Genomic DNA, 20,140 nt, shown 5'->3' with positions numbered 1-20,140 from the left:
TCGAGGCTACTACTTAGGAAGTAAGTTTTTTAACTTTATTAAGTTTCAAAGGAATTTGGTCAATACTCTTGACATAGTTCCTGACAGTAGTAAAATCTACTCAAATCAACAGGCATCAGGGCAATGGGAAATGCCGTGGGTGAAATTAAAAAATTTCTGCTACGGACTCCCAGCATCTGCCGGATCACATAGTTCCGGGTTAGTAATATGACTTAGTGATGCCATTGATAGGTAATCAATGTTGAATTCCTAGAGATTTTATGGACCACAGTCCACCTGACGGCAGTACAACCCTCCTCTAAGCTGGCGAGCTTGTCTCCCGGCGCGGGGGAGATCATAGGAGGTTTTATGCTCACACAAGATATTCGCAATTCATTTATTGACATTGCTGACTTAAACCAGTTGAAGTCAGACTTGAATGATTTACAGCCCGTAGATGCAGGAGAGTACATCACGCAATTGCCCAAACAAAAGCGGGCGATCGCCTTCCGTCTCCTTAACAAACATCACGCCATAGATGTGTTTGAGTACTTGCCGCCAGAAGTACAGGAAGATTTGATTAATTACCTTCATGATATTCAAGTAGCACAAATTGTGGAGGCGATGAGTCCTGACGAACGGGCAGAATTGTTTGATGAATTGCCAGCAGGTGTAGTTAAGCGGCTTTTGCACTCCCTTAGCCCAGAACAACGGCACGCAACAGCAACAATTCTCGGTTACGCCGAAGGCACGGCAGGGCGGGTAATGACAACCGAATATGTACGGTTGCGCGAAGGATTAACTGTAGGAGAAGCTCTGTGTAAAATCCGCCGTCAAGATGAAGACAAGGAGACAATTTACTATGCTTACGTTACAGATGATAACCGCACGCTAGTCAGTGTTGTCTCACTGCGGCAGTTAATATTCACTTTTCCTGATGTTTTGATTAAGGATGTAGCGAGCGATCGCGTGATCAAAGTTAAAACAGAAACACCTCAGGAAGAAGTCGCCCGCCTGATGAAGCGTTATGACTTAATCGCTTTACCTGTGGTAGATCGGGAAGAAAGGCTAGTTGGCATTATCACGATTGATGATGTCATCGATATTCTAGAGGAAGAAGCTACAGAAGACATTCAAAAACTAGCAGGTGTCAGCGGTGGTGATGAACAGGCTTTGTCCCCACCCCAAGTTACCATTCGCAAGCGCTTGCCGTGGTTGTTAGGAAATATTGCTTTGTATATTGGTGCAGCCAGTGCTATCTCGCCCTTTCAAACGGTGATTTCACAAGTACCAGTATTGGCAATCATCATGCCAATTTTAGCTAACAGTAGTGGCAATGTCGCCTTCCAAGTTTTATCTGTCACAGTTCGAGGTCTTGGTGTTGGCGAAGTCACGCCAAAAGACACCATGCTACTTCTGCGCAAAGAAATTTTGGCGGGTTTAGGCACAGCCGTAGCTTTAGGTTTTGCTCTTGGTGCACTATCGCTGATTTGGTCGCCCCCTCACGAACGTTGGGTATCGGTGGTGGCGGCAATGGTAATGATCGTGAATGTACTGCTAGCCGCTACATTGGGGACGTTGTTGCCAATGGGTTTGACGCGCTTAAATCTAGATCCAGCCTTAATTAGTGGACCACTAATGACTACCACCTTGGATGCAGTTGGGTTTTTGACGTTCCTATCGATGATTTCTGCTGCGTTGCGGATATTTGGGTAGAGACGCTCCCTCCGGCGGGGCGTCTGTACATTTCCCGCCCCCGTAGAGACGCCCCACCGGGGCGTCTGTACATTTTTTCCCCCCCATCCTGGTGTATCTACTCTTATCTCTCAGTAACATACATATAGATGGCATAATGTCAAGAGAAAATAAAAGTAAATACGCTATATTGGGAATATTAAGTTTTGGTCCCAAGTCAGGTTACGACATTAAAAAGAAGATCGAAACCAGTACTAGCAACTTTTGGAGTGAAAGTTATGGGCAAATTTATCCAATTCTGAAAAAATTGGTAGAAGAAGGGTTAGCAACTCAAGCAGTTGAGGAGCAAGTAGGCAAACCAAATCGCCACGTTTATCAACTTACAGAAAAAGGACAACAAGAGTTGCAACAGTGGTTAACTGAACCTGTTGAACCGCAAGTAGAAAGAATTGAAATTTTGCTCAAGCTTTTTTTTGGACAACAAGTTTCTGTCGCTGACAACATTCGCCACGTACAAAAATTTAGGGATCTACAACAGGAACTACTGCAAAAGTATCAAGCGATGGAAGTACAATTGAAGCAACACCATAAAGCAGATAACCCAAATATTCCCTACTGGTCAATAATTATTAGTTATAAACTACACGTTACCTCGTCTTTAATTAATTGGTGCGAACAAACCTTAGTAAATCTGAATCAATTGGCAGAAGCAAAGCAAGATGCTCAAGATGTTCGGACATGACGCTTTTGTATTCTTTCAGAACTACCAGTGGGAATAGAAGCAATTAACTTTTGCGTATATTCTTCTTTAGGTGCGCGGTAAATTTCTTCGGCTGTACCTTGTTCAACAATTTGCCCCTTATTCATCACAAGAATGCGATCGCTCATAAATTTCACTACACTTAAATCGTGAGAAATAAAAATGTAAGTCAAGCCAAACTCATCTTGTAATTCTTTCAACAGATTTAGTACTTGCGCCTGCACTGACACATCTAGAGCCGAAACCGATTCATCACAAATGATAAACTTGGGATTTAATGCCAAAGAACGGGCAATACAAATCCGTTGACGTTGCCCACCAGAAAACTGATGCGGATAACGTTGTATTGCATCTGCACTCAACCCCACTCTTTCTAAAAGATAAGCTACACGTTCTCGTCGTTGTTGCTTACTATTATTGATAGAGTGAATTACCAAAGGCTCCATAATTGCTTCCCCAACCTTCATGCGTGGATCGAGAGCGCTAAAAGGGTTTTGGAAGACAATTTGCATTTCTCGGCGTAACTTTTGCAACGCTTCGCCTTTAATTGTAGTAATATCTTTTCCCTCAAACTTAATTTGACCACTCATTGGCTCAATTAGTCGTAGCAAAGTTCTGCCGAGAGTAGTTTTACCACAACCAGATTCTCCTACTAATCCCAGAGTTTCCCCTTTTTTCACATCAAAGGAAACACCATTAACTGCCATAGTGTAGCGTTTTGTCCCACCAAATACCCCGCGTATAGGGAACCCTACCTTAAGATCCTGGACTTGCAATAAGGGCTGCTGTTGTTCTAAGCTTGTCAATCGGCGCAGGATTTCTTCTGTTGTTATTTCCGGTGGTTGTGCTGGTTGTTTGGGTTGAATCACCAATCCTGTTGGTTTTTCCTCCACACTCATGTAATCAGCAACCGTTAGTAATTTTTGGGGACGACGATTGAGGGAAGGGCGACAAGCAACTAACCCTTTAGTATATGGATGTTGGGGGGCAGAGAAAATTTGCTCAGATAAGCCTTGTTCAACAATTTTGCCTTTGTACATGACTGCTACAGAATCGGCAATTTCTGCAATTAGTCCCAAGTCGTGGGTAATAAAAATCAATGCCATTTCCCGACGCAGTTGTAACTCTCGCAGCAACTCAATAATTGTTGCTTGCACTGTCACATCTAATGCTGTAGTTGGTTCGTCAGCTATTAATAGTAAGGGGTTACAAGAAATTGCCATTGCAATCATTACCCGCTGTAGTTGCCCTCCGGAAAGTTGATGCGGGTAACGCTCTAGCATTGCTTCTTTGTGTTGGTTAACCAACTGTGCTAGCTTCCGTTCGTCTAAATTTGATGAACCAGCAATTTTTGCAGTTTCAATATACTGCTGCTGAAGGGTTTCGTCACTGGGAAGAAGTTTTACTTCTTGTAAACCGGCGATCGCTTGTCTTCTGGCTTCAGTTGTGGAAACCTTTTGATGGCGCATAATCGCTTCAGTTAACTGAAACCCTATGGTGTATACTGGATTGAGCGAACTCATTGGTTCTTGAAAAATCATCGCGATGTCACCGCCCCTGTAGAGCTGCATATGCTCTGGTGGCAGAGAAAGCAAGTTAATTGGTTCGCCTCCTTGTTGTGGGTGAAACCAAATTTCGCCTCCACTGATCTTTCCTGGTTTCTGCACCAAACCCATCACCGCTAAGGATGTGACTGATTTTCCCGATCCCGACTCCCCTACTATTCCCAGTGTCTCTCCTTTGTGTAGTTGAAAGGAGATATTATCTACAGCTTTGTTGTTATTACCATCACCGGAAAATTCAACTTGCAGATTGCGAACATCTAGGACTATTTCTCTCATAGGAGTCGGGTGTTTATTTTTAAATAAAGTGGATTTTAACAGTTAATTTGATATTCTGTTTAAAAGTTGAAATTTTTTAACAGCCCTTTGAGGAAGGCAGAGGGCAAGAAAAAGTTTTTCACTATGTTTGGTGCGTTTGGCGCGATTGGAGTTTTTGAATCAATATTTACATGCGCCTAACGCACCCGGCTGCAGGTTTTATTCTTTGAATTAAAAGGGGATGTCGTCTACATCTGGTTCTGGGGTTGGGGCTGGGTAAGAAGGTTTGTAGTTTTTTTGAGGTATGGGTTCTTCTTGATCGTCTTGGGTTGCAACGCTACTTGGTGCTGGGGTAGGTATTGGCTGGGGTGATTCGTAGGTAGAATTAGCTTTTTGCCCACGCGCTGCAGTAACTGATGGCGTTGTTGTCATTGATGACGAATTGATGTTGACATCAGTTCCTAAAGAGTGTATCCTTTGCACTGTCAATTCGGCACGTTTTTCTTTGAATCCTTCAGGACGATCAATTGTATTCATGCCCAAGCGCCCTTCGAGTAATACGCGATCGCCTTGGTGGTAGTTTTGCTGAATTTCTTTTGCCATATTGCCCCACCCTACCACTTTTAAAGTTGCTGGCGGTTCATTTTCGCGCAGCGCGGAAAACTGCACTAGCATTTCAGCTACTTCTAAATTATCGGCTGTATAACGTAATTGTGGGTCTTGAATAATTTCCGCCATCAAAATGCAACTGTTCATGAATCCTCCTTAACTACAAAAAGTGCGATATTGGTGGGGTGAGGTTGGTCTGTGTTCGTGCTTAATTGAGGTAGTTTTTGTAAATTTTAATTAGTTCACAGAAAAATTGCATATGATTATTTGAGCTAATGAGTTATTTGTAGCATAAGCGTTAAGCTATTATGGCGCGTTCTGTGTTACCTACGACTTCATCGCAATGGATGTCAATTCCTAACTAGTATAATTGTACCATATAACTGAGTAATTTAAAATTGTATTTAATACGTCCACCTTTGGTATGAAATTAAGCAAAATCTAGATAGTCTGATCTTAACTACTAACTATAGGAGTTATCTGAGAAGCTCGTGGCGCAAGTTATTTTAGAAAACGTTTACAAAAGTTTTCCCCCACGCAAAGGGGATACAGCCTCTGTCCAAAATGCAGAAAGCATGAATGTCTTGCGACGAATTAACCTGACAGTGGCTGATGGTGAGTTTATGGTGCTGGTGGGACCTTCGGGTTGTGGGAAAAGCACCCTCCTGCGGTTAATTGCTGGGTTGGAGGTAATGACTGGCGGTAATATCTGGGTGGGCGATCGCTTGGTAAATGACTTACCCCCCAAAGAACGAGACATTGCAATGGTGTTTCAAAATTACGCCCTCTATCCTCATATGACGGTGTATAATAATGTGGCTTTTGGATTGAGACGGCGTAGGAAGAGAGAGGGAGAGGGGGAAACAGGGAGAAAGGGAGATTTCACTGCGTCTTTATTGGTGGGAATGACGAGGAATTTGCCCAAGGGATTACGTTATATTTCTGAGCAAGAAAGGGCTGTGGATGAGCGAGTGCGTTATGTGGCACAATTATTGCAAATAGAAGCTTTGTTAAATCGCTATCCGGCACAGTTATCTGGGGGACAAAGGCAAAGAGTCGCACTAGGCAGAGCGATCGCACGTAATCCTCAAGTGTTTTTAATGGATGAACCCCTGTCTAATTTAGATGCCAAACTTCGTGCCGAAACTCGCGCCCAAATTGTTAAATTGCAACGCCAACTAGGTGCAACAACAATTTACGTTACTCACGATCAAACTGAAGCCATGACGATGGGCGATCGGATTGCTATCTTGTCAGAAGGTAGGCTTCAGCAAGTTGCTTCTCCTCTGGAATTGTACAATAATCCGGCGAACCTCTTTGTGGCGCAATTCATTGGTTCACCGCCTATGAATTTTATTTCTGTAGAGTTTCATGCCCCCCAGTTAATTACCAATGGTGATTTTCGTCTTACTCTACCAGAAGTTTGGGGAAAGGCTCTACAAAAATACGATGGGCGAACTGTGATTTTAGGTATTCGTCCAGAACATTTAAGCGTGAGTGTGCCTGCTAATAAAAATTTGCCAGTAAAAGTAGAATTGGTAGAGAATCTTGGCAATGATATCTATCTTTCTACCAAACTTCTCGATCCTGGTTTTCACACTGCTACTACTAATGAAGTGCAAGTGAGAGTTCCACCGGAACGGTTTGTCAGTGTTGGCGAACAACTGTGGTTATCTATAAATTTAGAGAAATTACACTTTTTCGATCCAGAAACTGAGCTAGCTTTAGATCTTTAGATCCCCGACTTCTTTAAGAAGTCGGGGATCTAGGCAGTTTGACTCAATCTTTCTATAAATGCTTGATGCTCTGCTGTTTTTAGTCCCTCTTGAAGAACTGCTAAAACAACAGCCATATTTCTCTGTTGCAAAGCAGAGACTGCTAACCATAATCCAGGAAAAACTTGAGAGCGAATTATTCCGTCTGCATCCGGTTCTAAAGAAATATATCTTCCTTCATGAAGTATGAACCAATCTAAGCGATTTTCATAAATTTGCCAGACAATATACTCCTGTACTCCATTACGGCGATAGGCATTGAGCTTATCATTTAAATCATAAGAAGCACTGCTAGCCGCAACTTCAACAATTAGTTCTGGCGCTCCTTCAATATAATCATCATCACTGATACGAGAGTTACCACCTACTTCAGGCTCAATCCGTAACAAGGCGTCAGGTTGAGGTTCGTTGTCAGCATCTAGACGTACAGTGGTGTTATCGCCCATGTCTACTCCTGGTGTATTAAACCAGTAGGCGGATAGCCATCCTATAATTTGAGCATGAGGTCTACCATGATTTTTTATTCGCACTGCTGCCGCCAAGTACACTACTCCTTCGATTAATTCTGCTTTTGTATTGTTGGGCATTTGGTTGTAACGGCGCTCAAATTCTGGGAGAGTCAGGCGATCGCCACTTTCTAAAGGGGGAAGCTTGATAGTAGGTGTAGCTGACATAGCGACCAATAACTTTTATATTTTAATTGTATTACGCTTAGATCAAACTTGATGAGTACTTATGATAAACGTTGTCAGTTAGGCGCTTCTCGTCGTCGCCTTGAAGATGCTCAAGTCTTACATAGTCAAAAGCGTTGGACTGGTGCTATTTATCTTGGTGGTTATGCGATTGAATGTTCTTTAAAGTCTCTCATTTGCCATGAAGAGGAGAAAAATAACTTTAAAGATACAAAAATTTTTCAGCAGGGACTGCAAGGAGCTAGCTTACACAATTTAACAACCTTACTGAGCAGTTTAACTGTATTACAACGTGCTATAACACTAGACCGTACTGGTAAATATAAAGATGCATGGAATTTAGTTTCATCCGTCTGGCAAAATGATGCATTACGATATTCTGACAAAGTGGGTGATGAAGAAAGTAGCAAGAAATTCATTGAAGCAGTACAAACTTTACATAGATTTTTGTTAGACAAACAAGGCGAAACATCATGACCTATTCTAGTACCATTACAACTCAAGATATTCAGAAGTATTTAAATGAAAATTTAAGCTTTGAAGATAAACAAGTACAAGTGAGTGTCAAGCGCACTTCACTTGGTTGGCTAAAAATTCGGATTATTACAAGCTGCTTTGAAGATAAACAATTAATTGAACGAGAAGAAAAAATAGACAATTTATTAAAGAGTCTCAATTCTGAACTTAATCTTGGTCAATATCCAATTGCAGGCTATGATTTGTTGACTCCCAATGAAGCTCTTGATATACCTCCTCAATATATTCAGCTACCTTTATGGTCAGATATTTTAATGGCTCCGGAACCAGACGAGCCGTTAAATTTAGATGAAGATAGTCCTAAAAAACCTTTGGTAGTTACGTTTTACTCTTTCAAAGGTGGTGTAGGTCGCTCTACAGCTTTAGGATTAGTAGCAGGTATACTAGCAACTCGCAATCGTCGGGTGGTAATGGTAGATTTTGACTTGGAAGCTCCTGGAATTTCCATTCTGTTTCAACCAGATATGGAAAATAGCAGTGAACAAAGGTACGGGGTAGTGGATTACCTACATCAACGCAATTTGACTCCCGAACAAGACATTCCAAATATTGCTGATTGTATCTACCAAATTAACTTACAAACGAGGGGTGAACTTTTTTTAGTTCCGGTAGGAGAGTATGACGAGAATTATATTCATAGGTTAGCTGATTTAGATATGCGGTCTTTCTACAAATCTGGACATAATGCAGTTGAGCAATTGATGGAAGATATTAAAGCACAACTAGATCCAGATGTAATTTTGATTGATGCTCGTCCTGGATTTAATGACGTAGCAGCGATCGCACTTTTTGATCTAGCTGATACTGCCATCATTTGTTTTTCACCTACTGAGCAGAGCTTTGAGGGACTGCGTTGGGTTGTGCAAACGGTTCGTAAGCAAAAAGAATATCAAGGTAAGCCCGATATTCGATTTCTCTTAACACCTGTGCCACCTGTTGCAGCCGAACAGCATAAAATTTGGATAGATAAAGTTGAGAACTGGATTGAAAACAACTGGGGTTTACCGAATGGAACAACTGTCGGAGAACTTTACTACGAAATCTTATACAATCCAAATATCACAACTTTGTCTAGCCTAACCAACGATGTACCAAAGAGTTTGCTGGATGCTTATCTGCCTCTAGCTGATACTATTGATGCCAGTTTACCAGATATTAAACCTAGTGTAACTACTAAAATTATAGCTAATCGTAAAACTATTCTCAATGAGTTACGGTTTGAGGCAGCAACTGCACAGGAGTTAGAACCAGTTAATATTCCGAATATCTTTCAACGCACCGAGGATTTTCCTAAATTTTTAAGTAATAGGACTTGGCTAATCCGTGGTGCTAAGGGAACAGGAAAAAGTCTGTTGTTTCGACTATTTGTAGAACAGCCAGATGCTGCTAAGGAATTAGCTCAAACTGATGTCAACTTAAATAATGTTAATTTTATTGCAGGTCATGGTCAACCTAGAGTATCTGTAACAATTCTGGAAAGTGGCGATATTGCTAGTTATGAACAGCAAGTTGGTGAGGATGATTGGCACTTTTTTTGGCTTAATTATAGTCTTTTACAACTGTGCAAAGCTAAATCGGAATTAAGTTTGCTCTCTGGTTTAGATGAAAAGTTAATCGCATTGAGTTCTCAAGAAAATCCTTCTCATGGGGAGATTGTTTCATGGTTGGTAGAGCGTTCCCAATCTCCAATTAAGCGACCGCAAGCAGTTGACGAGTTGCGAGCAATTAATTTATGGTTACAACAAAATAATCAGGTTGTATGGTTGTTTTATGATGAACTAGATGCTGGTTTTGGTTCTAGTCAAAGAGATTACGAGCGACGCAGACGCGCATTGGAAGCATTGCTTGCTTGGTGGTTGGAAAGCGGGACAAGTCTAAAACAGATTGTCCCCAAGATATTTTTACGTGAAGATATTTGGAACCAACTCAACTTTACTAATACAGGACATTATAGTGGGCGATCGCTTCAACTACGTTGGGAAGAGGCGGATCTCTGGCGACTGGTGCTTCGCCAAGCGCTGAAAAGTTCTGAATTATTAAGAAAATCTTTAGAGCAAAAGTTGGGGGTAACAGTCGAACGACTTAATATAATTGGGCTGGAGCAATTACGTCAAAGCTTATATCCCTTATGGGGTGAGCGGATGGGGCGTACAAAGAAAGCCTACACATATAACTGGGTTCGCAACCGTATTGCTGACGGTCAAAATAACTGTTTTCCGCGCAGTTTGATATTGCTTTTAGAAGAGGCAGTCAAACTTGAAAAAGATTTTTCTACCGAATACAGCGCTGAGATTACTTTACGACCAAAAGCATTGATTGATGCTTTTCCCTATGTTTCCCAGCAACGTGTTGCTGAGGTGCGTAACGAATATCCTGAACTCGAAAATTTTCTGAATAGACTTCAGGGTGAACGCTCTCCTATTGATGAAAATCGCCTAGCTGAAATTAGGCAGGTGGAGGATGGCGAATTAGCCCTTCGCATTAAGGATATGGTCGAAGCGGGTATTTTCACAGAGCGCTCTCGTCCTAAAGATCCTCCCCCTCGTGTCTACGGTGTTGCTGAGTTGTACTTGTATGGATTAGGTATGGTTCGCAAGGGACAACGATAGGAATTTTGTCTAAGGTTTTAGTTGAGCAAGTTAAAAAGTTTGGTGAACAATTGATTCAATCTGCAGTTTCGCTACCATCTCGGCACGGGCTGACACATTAAGCTTGCGAAACATTCTTTTCAAAGCTTGCTTGACTGAATTGGGCGCAATCCAAAGTTTTGCGCCAATTTCAATATTGGTTAACCCGGCAGCCACTAACTCAGCAATTTCTAATTCGCGAGGTGTTAACACACATGTTAACGGGGAGTGGAATATTTTTGGTTTTGTTCGTAGGCTTGCCAGTTTTGCTGACAAATGAAGGCATAGAGCGCTTAAGTCAGCTAAATCGCTACCATTAAAAGCAGGAGTACCAATAACACGGGTAAAGTTAAGTGTTCCGACAAGACGAGCATCGTAAATAATTGGTCCACTCATAACATGTTCGTGGTCGTTACGCAAGCAAAAATGCTTCCAGTCTCCAGTTGGTAATACTAATTGTTCATGAGCGGGAGCATGACGCTCTGCTACATAGCGCTCAACTGGATTGCTCTGCATACACACACTCGGAACTCCCCAGTCAAATTCTGCTTTTGATTGCTCATCCAGCAGATACATGCCCCAATGTTGTACACCAAAATGCTTGCCAACTGTATTCAGCACAGCTAGTTGTAGTTCTTGTTCACTGTTGGCTCTTGCTATTTCATTAAATATTGTCCGAAGAGAATCAGCCATATGTGTACCCATTTGGGGACTATGCGAGCTTCATAATTACTCTTATGCTAACTAGTAAATGCAAAAGTTAAAATGACTGAATAATATTAGGAGCGATCGCATGACAGTTACACAAGTTTCTGCCCAAGAACTATTCCGGGCTGCTTATGAAAACCGCTATACTTGGGACAAAAACTTCCCTGGTTACACAGCAGATGTAACCTTTAAACACGATGACCAAGTGTTTACAGGCAAAGTTAGCGTTAACTCGAATATCAAAGCAGAAGTATTTGACGTAGATGACGAACAAGCACTGCAGGCGATTAACAATCAGTTGTGGGAAATCGCTATTCACCGTGTCCGTCGCAGCTTTGAAGAAACTCATGGTGCGAATACCTTTAGCTATGGTGCTACTGACGAAACTGGTGCAGTGGAAATTTTTGTCGGTGGTAAGTCAGAAGGCGATGGCTATAAAGTCCGCAACAATGAGGTGTGCCTAGTCCACCGTCACATTCACAATGTTGTTGTCACAATTAACACCTTCAGCAGTCATAACACAGGAGAAGGCTACCTCTCCCACACATATGACTCTGTATACCACGATCCAAAAACTGGCGAACAAAAGGGTGGAAGAAGCGAATTTACAGATGAGTACGAAAAAGTCGGTAACTATTTTATCTTAAATCGCCGCGAAATTCGTACTGAGACAGAAGGACAAATTTCTGTTCAAGAAATTATCTTCTCGAACATTAAATTGTTGGAACCTGTTGCTGCTTAATTTTGTAGTAAGCTACTAAGAAATATTGCGTCTTTGTGGTTGAGTAATTTTTTTACAAACCGCGAAGACGCAAAGGACACGAAGAAAGAAATTGATGCTAGGGTTAAGTCAGCAAGCTTTGCTGTATCTGTCATTCTCAGAAGTTGTCACAAAAAGCTGTGGGTATTGGTGGGTAAATAACTTTTCTTGCCCTCGATAAAGATGCTTTTTCAATAATTTACCCAAAATAGAAATACCTTGCTCTATTTCCTCTAGGGAGTTAGCAAACGTCAATCGCATTGCTGAATAACCCTGCTTATCAGGGAAAAATGCCGAACCACTAAAAATTAGGACGTTTTGTGCTAAGGCTTCTTTGCTAATTGTTTGTATGGGAATATCGGCTGGTAATTGCACCCAAAGAAATAAACCGCCTTTAGGAACTGTCCACTTTGCCTCTTCAGGAAAATAACGCTCCATCGCCTGTACCATAAAGTTGCGGCTTTGCAGGTTTTCTGTGCGCAGTTGGTTGAGATGACGGCGGTAATGTCCTGATGCCAAGTATTCACTAACTATTGCTTGGGAAACTGTGGATACATGCACATCATGAAATAACTTCCGTTCGAGAATCGCTTGATAATGTTTGCCTGTAACCACCATGTAGCCGACTCTAATCCCAGGCATTAAAGTTTTAGAAAATGTACCTACATAAGTTACTAAATCATTTTGATCTAAAGCTTTGATTGGTGCTGGTACAGGTTCAAAATTCAATCCTTCATAGGCGTTGTCTTCTAAAATTGGACATTCGTATTGTTGAGCTAATGCCAGTAGTTGCTGACGATGTTCTGGTGAGGTAGTTAATCCGGTGGGATTATGTAGGGTACTAATCGTGTAAATCAGTTTTGGGCAATGACTTTTGAGATATTGCTCTAATAACTCTAAATTTATCCCTTCCGCAGTCATGGGAATGCCGATGATTTTGGCTCCTAAATTTTCTAAAATGGCAATAGCGCCAAAATATGTGGGAGCTTCGACAATTACCCAATCTCCTGGTTGGACAAAATAATGCATTGCTAATGACAATGCTTGCTCGGAGCCGTTAGTAACTATTAAATCATCTGTAGATACGTTTAGTCCTTGATGTATCAACATTTGCGTAATTTGTCTACGTAACGTTGTCTGTCCTTGAGGCAAGTCATATTTATGCAATGCGTCTGTCTGATTGAGCGCTCGTTTGGCAATTTGCGTGATATCTTTTGGCGGGCGCGGGAAACCAAAACTTAAATTAATCATTCCTGGCTGCGTTTGTGCTTGTACTGCAGCCATGTGCAGATCGAAGAAGGAATTGCCTCCTGGCTCTTTAATTATCACGTCTTGAGCAGGGGCAAATGTTGGTTTGAGGTTAGTGGCAGCAACTCTTTGAGTTTCCACGAAGTAGCCGGAACCTTGACGGGCGCAAATTACTCCTTCTGCTTCTAAAACGTTATACGCTTCAATGATGGTGAGTTTATTTACTTGTACGCTTTCGGCTAGAGAACGGATGGAGGGTAAGCGATCGCCTGGTTGTAGTGCGCCAGATTGAATCAGATTGCTGAGGCGATCGTGAATCTGCATGTATATAGGTTTAGGTGACTGCCGATCTAAAAAAATCTTCATCTTGGCGCACTCCAGCACTGTAACTACTTGCAATATAAACGATTTTTCGCAGTAGAACATGGTACACTTGGGCGAATTTTGACTAGAACAGTTGCAATTGCTCATCACTGTACTAGGACAAATCTGCCAAAACTGTACCTTCTCACTTTGAAATTCCTGAGTGAAAGTGAAATTAATAGTTCACTTTTACTTGGGTAATTTTACCGTGAAAATCCTTAACACTTTATTACCAACCCTGAAGAACGTTTGGCAACATGTCCTCACATGGATGTATAGCAGTTCTGAACTACAAGTTTGGCAAGAATCAGACTGTTACGGTTGTACTTATTGTTGGCACGCCTACGATCCAATGACAGGACGTTCTGCTTGTTTTGGTTCTGAGGAAGAAATACGTATCTGGATTGAACAGTCTTACTATTGCAATACTTCCCGTAAGCTATAAGCGCCTACATTTCATCACAACGAATAGTTGAGGAATTGTACCGCGAAGTTGATATGGCAATAGACAATAGTAATTATGCCGATGCCACGATCGCCTCAATTCGCGGTATAGTTGAAATAAAACAAACTGAAATAGATCGCTCTTTAGAAAAGACAATCCAAGTAGTAGGTGTAGGTTTAGCTCCTCACAACCCACCCCATCCCTTTTACGCTTCATTATTATTGAGTATTTTGGCTACCTTATTTTTTAGCATCATAACTTGGCGTTGTACTCAAAGAAAGTAGGTTTACGGTATCAATAAAGACGTTTATTTTTGTAACTTTATTTTACTAGATAGTTATATAAAAATACTACTATTTTTTGGCGAGTAATTACGGAGATTATCATGGTTGTATGAAGATAATGCCAGAAAAATATAAATTAATTATGAAGTTGAGCAAAAAATGTTTAAAATTGCATGAAGACGCAATAAATTAATAACAGTAAATTTACGGTGTAATTATTATGTCATTAAGTATTAACTCTATCTCATATAGTTAACTGAACTGCTTACATTTAAATTGCAACCACAAAAGTTACTTAGCTACTCCCAAGATTTACGTACATCAGACTTAAGCAATTTTTTAGTTCTATTAACTAACATTGATTTTAGGTAGGTGCTATCACATTAGCTCGAAAGCAACGTGCGTTAAATTACCCTAAACGGTCATTATTCTATGAGTATCCTTGAACCTAACTCACTTTTGTCAGTACCCACCGGTCCATTGCGGATTTCTCCATTGCCACCGAGTGTTGGTACAGAAAGTGAAACCATCTTCTTTTCGTTAGTGATTCCGACTTACAAAGAGGCGGCAAATGTCAAAAAAATAGTGAGGATATTGAGCGAACTGTTAGATGAATCGATCCCTGGAGATTATGAACTGATTGTAGTAGACGATAATAGTCCGGATGGTACTTGGCAAGTGGCACAATCTTTGGTAGAAGAATACCCGCAGTTGCAGGTGATGCGCCGCCAGCATGAGCGGGGACTTTCCAGTGCGGTGATTCGGGGATGGCAGGCAGCCAGAGGACAAGTTTTAGGAGTGATTGATGCGGATTTACAGCATCCACCTCATGTGCTATTACAACTGTTACAGGTAATTCAACAAGGAGCAGATGTAGCAGTTGCTAGTCGTCACAAAGAAGGTGGTGGGGTGAGTAGCTGGAGTTTCATCCGGCGTTTTTTGTCCCGTGGCGCACAATTGCTGGGATTAATTATCTTACCAAGAGTACTAAGCAGAGTTTCCGATCCAATGAGTGGTTATTTTATGATCCGCCGCAATGCGATCGCAGGTGCAACCCTTAATCCCGTAGGATACAAAATTCTGATTGAAGTGCTTGGGCGAGGAGAAGTGGGTGAAATTGGCGAAGTGGGTTACGTGTTTAGCGAACGCAAAGAGGGTGAAAGTAAGGTGACGTGGAAGCAGTATGTGGAGTACATACAGCACTTAGTTTTGTTACGGCTCTCCACCAGTAGGCTAAGACGATTCACTCAACGCCAAAGTTTCCCAGTAAGTCGCTTCCTCCGTTTTGGCTTGGTGGGATTAACGGGGGTATTTGTTGATATGGTGGTGCTGTACTTGCTCCATAGCCCAACTGCACTAGGTTTGCCCTTGACTCGGAGTAAAATTATCTCCGGTGAAATAGCAATTATTAACAATTTCATTTGGAATGATAGCTGGACTTTTGCTGATATTTCCATGCAGCAGCAAGAATGGCGTCAGCGACTCAAGCGATTTTTAAAATTCAATATTATTTGCCTTGCCGGATTGGTATTGAATGTACTGGTTTTGAATTTAGTGTTCAATTTCGTAATTCGCAATGCTTACATTGCCAACCTGATTGCGATCGCCGCTACTACTATTTGGAATTTCTGGGTTAACCTAAAACTCAGTTGGCGGGTAACACAAGTGAAATAAAGGTAAAAGATTAAATATGCTCACTTCTCATCCTGCCCAATCTAAACCTTTACTAAAGGTGAATGATATTTATTTGCTGATTGGTCTAATATTAATAGGTGTGTGGTTACGTCTACCTAGTCTTGGACAAGGTTTATACCGTGATGAGGCATCTACTTATTTTGATGCACTGCCGACCAATTTTGCTGAATTAATTAAGACAGTTACCATCAGCGAACTTAATCCTCCTGGCTTTTACCTAATTATGCATCAATGGATGCAATGGTTTGGGGTAGAAGAAGTAGTATTTAAACTACCTGCGTTGATTTTTGGTATATTAATAATTCCTGCTACCTATGCTTTAGGTAGAGTTGCTAGTTCAAATAGTGCGGGGATCATCGCAGCAACAATCACTACTGTAATCCCATCAGCTATTTATTATTCTCAAGAGGCTAGACCTTACACCATAACAGCTTTGCTATGTTGTTTGACATTACTAATGTACTGTCAAGCGGTAGTAAGCAAATCCCAAACAAGGTATTTAATTGGCTTTGTAATTTGTACAACTATACTGTTGTATGTTCAGTATACAGGTCTATTAGTAGTTTTTAGTCTCATCTTCATTACTATCTGCCTCAAATTACTTCGGATCGCAAATGTGAGGTTGAAACCTTTTGCTATTGCTTTCGGAGTAATCTTTTTGCTATATGCGCCGTGGTTGCCAATTTTCTTAAATCACTTCCAGATAGGCACACCTTGGATAGAGAAAGAACCTTTGTTGCGCAGAGTAAATTTGTTATTTGAACATATAACTTATACCATCCCAACAGGCAGAGGTAACAAGACTGCCAGACTACTGATTTTTTTGACCTTAGCTCTGGGAGTGCAACGGTTATTCACTCAATTTAAGCAGTCTTCTTACCGTTGGAATCAAGTTTTTAATCCATCGACAATTATTCTTAGTACGTGCTTCATCATACTTTTCTCAGCACAGGCAGCTCTTTCTTTATCGTATGATCGATATATTTTTCCCTTTGCCCCCATTGCCTGGGTACTTTATGCCAGTTGGTTGGTTGCTCTTGGACAGTTAATTTACAGCTACTGCAATAGCAGATGGAAAAAGTTGAGTCTACACTTTGCCGTAGCGTTGCTACTCTGTTGGTTGGTATTACCTAATTCGCTAAGTGCTTTATCTTTAGGAAATCAAAATAAATCAGGGATCAGGTTACTGGCTGCTGATTTAGTGCAAAAGTCTCATGGAAATACTATTTACCTTGTCAATCCTGACTATTTAGGTCCTACCTTTGGATACTATATGAGACAGCACCAAGTAAAACTACATGGCTTTGCGCGTTGGCAAAATCCAGAAATATTTAGACCTCAAGGTTATGCCAAAATATGGGAGCAACCAACATTAATATCAGATATAGAACAGCGTATTCAAGAAGAGGCACGCAAAGGCTATCGAGAGTTAGCTCTAATTCAAGAGAATTTGGTTTTAGCGGATGTCGGACAAATGAAATACAGTCGAGCTAATGTATTCTTGTCTAGATTAAAACAACTCTACCCATTACGGCAGAAAAAAGACTACCCTGGTAGAGAAGAAAACGTATCTATTTACGTGTTTTCACTAACAAAGTAGATTACCCTACCCCAACCCTCCCCTTATCATGTTTTCACTCACAAGGTAGATATATACCCCTCCCAACCCTCCCCTTATTAAGGGGAGGGCTAGGGTGGGGTTCATGCTTGCCAGATTTCGCCCAAAAGCACTTCTTGAGGTGCGCCAGTGGCGGTAGGTAGGTTGCCAGGAGTACCCAACTGTCGCCAGTAAGCTAAAACTGCAAAAGCGATCGCTTCTTTAAAATCAGCATTCAAACCAACTTCATCTGTAGTTGAAACTGGTATCGATGTCAACAACTGCTGCAATCGACTTTTGAGATAAAGATTGCGACTACCACCGCCACACAGTAGCACTCGCTGTGGCATTTGCGGTAGAAAAGTACGGTAACTGTGAACAATGGAAGCGGCTGTAAGTTCTGTCAAGGTAGCCAAAAAGTCGGCGGGACTGAGTTGGTAGGGTTCAGCATCTTGTATACATTGATGTAAGTATGTGTCACCGAATAACTCTCTTCCTGTGGATTTGGGTGGTGGTGTATGAAAGTAGTCTTGGCTCAGCCATTGTTCCACCAAAGGATGACACGGAGTACCACTCGCTGCCCAAGCGCCATCTTGATCGTAAGTTTTTGTACCCTTAGTTAAATGGTACACTGCCAAATCTAAAAGACTATTTCCTGGTCCTGTATCCCAAGCACGAACTTTTGTCAACCAGTTGTCATCTCTTGATGGTATATGAGTAACATTACCAATACCACCTATATTTTGAACACAACGAGCTTCTACAGGATGACTGAGCAAAGCTGCATCGATACGAGGTACTAAAGGCGCACCGTGACCACCAATAGCAACATCTGCTACACGAAAATTACTGACAGTAGTAATACCCGTAGTATTAGCAATTATAGCACCACGACCAAGTTGAAGGGAATAACCGATTTTGGGTTGGGAAATTTCCCCCACTCCCGGAGGTGGTCTATGGTAAACTGTTTGACCGTGGGAACCAATCAAAGTAGCCTTTTGCTGTCCGATTTGAATATTCTGAGCTGCTTGGGCAAAAGCAAAAGCGATCGCATCATCTAATTGAGCCAATTGAGCCATGTTGAGGGCAGCGCCACCACAAACTGCGAGAATTTGCTCTCTTAGTTCGGTTGAGTAGGGATACGTTGCACCTGCTACTAGTTCAATTTTGATGTCTAAATCTGTACCAGTAATATCTACTAAGGCAGCATCTATACCATCTACAGATGTACCACTGATTAAACCAATTACAAGAGTCATTCGATTTTAGTTTTGAGATTTTGTAGTAAGCACTTTAGCGCTAAAGCGCTTACTACAAACTAAACTTTTTGTTGACATTTTACTAATCTTCCATTGCTGGACGATTGGGGATGCCATTTTTTTCTGTAGAAATGATATGTAAATCTACATCTTTGAGTAATCGTAGTAACTTGTGAGTTAAGGAACCTTTGAATAAAATTTGCCAACGCGATCGCTGAGAAGCACCAATCACTATTTGGGTGATGCGGTACTTTTCTGCCACTTGCGCAATTGCTTCGGCTATATCATTACTAGTAACACGAATGAATGTACCTTCAAATTCTTTGCACAGCTTTTCAAAAGTTTCCAGGTATAAACTTTCTTCCTTAGTGATAAAGCGCTCTGGATGGGCGACATATACAGTAAAAAGAGGAGCATTCATGTACCCAGCAATTCTTGCTCCCCGCCGTAGTAGTTGTACTGAATTAGGGTAAGTAGATACACAGACCATAACTCGCTCATGTATGTTACAAAACTGGCCTTGAGGAGTAGAGGCAATAGCATCTTCTTCAACATTATCAGCAACTTCGCGCAATGCCAATTCTCGCAAAGCAATTAAATTACGGCGTTGAAAAAAGTTATCGAGAGATTGTTGAATTTTTTGTGGTGCATATATTTTACCTTCCAGCAACCGTTCCTGAAGCGTTTCTGGGGTCACATCTATTACTACTACCTCCGTAGCTTCCTCTAAAATACGGTCAGGAACACGTTCTCGGACAACTACACCTGTAATCTTAGCTACCAAGTCATTGAGACTTTCCAAATGCTGAATATTCATTGTCGAATAAACATCAATGCCTTGAGCCAAAATAACTTCTACATCTTGGTAGCGTTTTTCTCTGAGAGAACCAGGGACATTAGTATGAGCCAATTCATCAATTAGTACCAACTGAGGCGAGCGTGCAATAATCGCATCCGTATCCATTTCTGTCAAAGTCAACCCACCCCGCTCAATTTGCTTGCGGGCGATCATCTCCAAACCCTCAGCCTTTTGTGCCGTCTCCTTACGTCCGTGAGTTTCCAAAAGCCCAATAACAACATCAACCCCTTCCTTCTTAAGTGCATGAGCTTCCTCCAGCATCCGATAGGTTTTACCTACCCCAGGAGCCATACCAATAAATATTTTGTATTTCCCTCGGCGTGGTGAACTTAGTTCATAAGAAAGAGGAGGCAAGGATTTATTTTCTAACTTAGGAAAGTTAGAATTATTTAAAAAATCGCCTTTAATATTCATATTACCTGGGAATT

The 20,140-nt window shown here is 41.4% G+C and carries 17 protein-coding genes; 10 read left to right on the top strand and 7 right to left on the bottom strand.

The features are described 5' to 3' along the window. The first annotated feature begins 348 nt into the window (after positions 1-348). Complete coding sequence (gene mgtE, locus ICL16_RS30420) at positions 349-1,695, top strand: magnesium transporter (protein WP_190835333.1); 1,347 nt, start codon at positions 349-351, stop codon at positions 1,693-1,695. Between the two features lie 136 nt (positions 1,696-1,831). Next, on the top strand, positions 1,832-2,416 hold the full coding sequence (locus tag ICL16_RS30415; protein ID WP_190835332.1) for a PadR family transcriptional regulator: 585 nt from the start codon (positions 1,832-1,834) through the stop codon (positions 2,414-2,416). Here the strand turns inward: ICL16_RS30415 and ICL16_RS30410 are convergent. Then, positions 2,398-4,275: an ABC transporter ATP-binding protein gene (locus tag ICL16_RS30410; RefSeq protein ID WP_190835331.1), complete on the bottom strand. Its 1,878-nt coding sequence runs from the start codon at positions 4,273-4,275 to the stop codon at positions 2,398-2,400. The two genes, ICL16_RS30415 and ICL16_RS30410, sit on opposite strands and share 19 nt — an antisense overlap. Before the next feature lie 210 nt (positions 4,276-4,485). After that, complete coding sequence (locus ICL16_RS30405; RefSeq protein WP_190835330.1) at positions 4,486-5,010, bottom strand: single-stranded DNA-binding protein; 525 nt, start codon at positions 5,008-5,010, stop codon at positions 4,486-4,488. A 344-nt stretch (positions 5,011-5,354) separates the two neighbouring features. On the opposite strand from ICL16_RS30405, the gene ICL16_RS30400 reads away from it, so the two are divergent. Then, a complete protein-coding gene (locus ICL16_RS30400; protein ID WP_190835329.1) occupies positions 5,355-6,599 on the top strand; it encodes an ATP-binding cassette domain-containing protein in 1,245 nt (414 codons plus the stop codon). Between the two features lie 29 nt (positions 6,600-6,628). Here the strand turns inward: ICL16_RS30400 and ICL16_RS30395 are convergent, their stop codons facing one another. Next, entirely contained in the window at positions 6,629-7,312 is a 684-nt protein-coding gene (locus ICL16_RS30395) for a Uma2 family endonuclease (RefSeq protein ID WP_190835328.1), read from the bottom strand. A 51-nt stretch (positions 7,313-7,363) separates the two neighbouring features. Here ICL16_RS30395 and ICL16_RS30390 point away from each other — a divergent pair, with 51 nt between their 5' ends. Both ICL16_RS30390 and ICL16_RS30385 read left to right on the top strand, forming a co-directional pair. Beyond that, positions 7,364-7,807 (top strand): hypothetical protein, encoded by a 444-nt coding sequence (locus ICL16_RS30390; protein ID WP_190835327.1) that lies wholly within the window; start codon positions 7,364-7,366, stop codon positions 7,805-7,807. Further along, positions 7,804-10,476, top strand: coding sequence for a tyrosine-protein kinase family protein (locus ICL16_RS30385; RefSeq protein ID WP_190835326.1), 2,673 nt, complete (start codon positions 7,804-7,806; stop codon positions 10,474-10,476). The genes ICL16_RS30390 and ICL16_RS30385 overlap by 4 nt, the downstream gene beginning before the upstream one ends. Positions 10,477-10,506: 30 nt before the next feature. Here the strand turns inward: ICL16_RS30385 and ICL16_RS30380 are convergent, their stop codons facing one another. After that, positions 10,507-11,187 carry a LuxR C-terminal-related transcriptional regulator gene (locus ICL16_RS30380; RefSeq protein WP_190835325.1) on the bottom strand — a complete coding sequence of 227 codons (681 nt, stop codon included), beginning with the start codon at positions 11,185-11,187 and terminating at the stop codon, positions 10,507-10,509. A 100-nt stretch (positions 11,188-11,287) separates the two neighbouring features. Between ICL16_RS30380 and ICL16_RS30375 the strand changes: the two genes are divergently transcribed. Then, complete coding sequence (locus tag ICL16_RS30375) at positions 11,288-11,944, top strand: DUF3386 domain-containing protein (protein ID WP_190835324.1); 657 nt, start codon at positions 11,288-11,290, stop codon at positions 11,942-11,944. A gap of 108 nt (positions 11,945-12,052) precedes the next feature. On the opposite strand, the gene ICL16_RS30370 is transcribed toward ICL16_RS30375, so the two are convergent. After that, positions 12,053-13,576, bottom strand: coding sequence for an aminotransferase-like domain-containing protein (locus ICL16_RS30370; RefSeq protein WP_190835323.1), 1,524 nt, complete (start codon positions 13,574-13,576; stop codon positions 12,053-12,055). A gap of 166 nt (positions 13,577-13,742) precedes the next feature. Between ICL16_RS30370 and ICL16_RS30365 the strand changes: the two genes are divergently transcribed. The 4 genes from ICL16_RS30365 (at position 13,743) to ICL16_RS30350 (ending at position 17,597) form a co-directional block, all read left to right on the top strand. Then, on the top strand, positions 13,743-14,018 hold the full coding sequence (locus ICL16_RS30365; RefSeq protein WP_337907155.1) for a hypothetical protein: 276 nt from the start codon (positions 13,743-13,745) through the stop codon (positions 14,016-14,018). 53 nt (positions 14,019-14,071) lie between these two features. Further along, complete coding sequence (locus ICL16_RS30360) at positions 14,072-14,302, top strand: hypothetical protein (protein ID WP_190835369.1); 231 nt, start codon at positions 14,072-14,074, stop codon at positions 14,300-14,302. A gap of 432 nt (positions 14,303-14,734) precedes the next feature. Continuing rightward, complete coding sequence (locus tag ICL16_RS30355; RefSeq protein ID WP_190835321.1) at positions 14,735-15,976, top strand: glycosyltransferase; 1,242 nt, start codon at positions 14,735-14,737, stop codon at positions 15,974-15,976. A 16-nt stretch (positions 15,977-15,992) separates the two neighbouring features. Next, positions 15,993-17,597 (top strand): glycosyltransferase family 39 protein, encoded by a 1,605-nt coding sequence (locus tag ICL16_RS30350; protein WP_190835320.1) that lies wholly within the window; start codon positions 15,993-15,995, stop codon positions 17,595-17,597. Between the two features lie 101 nt (positions 17,598-17,698). Here ICL16_RS30350 and ICL16_RS30345 read toward each other — a convergent pair whose 3' ends face one another. After that, positions 17,699-18,853 carry an anhydro-N-acetylmuramic acid kinase gene (locus tag ICL16_RS30345; RefSeq protein ID WP_190835319.1) on the bottom strand — a complete coding sequence of 385 codons (1,155 nt, stop codon included), beginning with the start codon at positions 18,851-18,853 and terminating at the stop codon, positions 17,699-17,701. A gap of 82 nt (positions 18,854-18,935) precedes the next feature. Next, positions 18,936-20,126: a universal stress protein gene (locus ICL16_RS30340; protein WP_190835318.1), complete on the bottom strand. Its 1,191-nt coding sequence runs from the start codon at positions 20,124-20,126 to the stop codon at positions 18,936-18,938. Positions 20,127-20,140 lie beyond the last annotated feature (14 nt).

It is taken from the genome of Iningainema tapete BLCC-T55, assembly GCF_014698965.1.
Classification (GTDB): domain Bacteria; phylum Cyanobacteriota; class Cyanobacteriia; order Cyanobacteriales; family Nostocaceae; genus Iningainema; species Iningainema tapete.
Note: the sequence above shows the minus strand (reverse complement) of the source record. Positions and strands in the feature narration are given on the sequence as shown.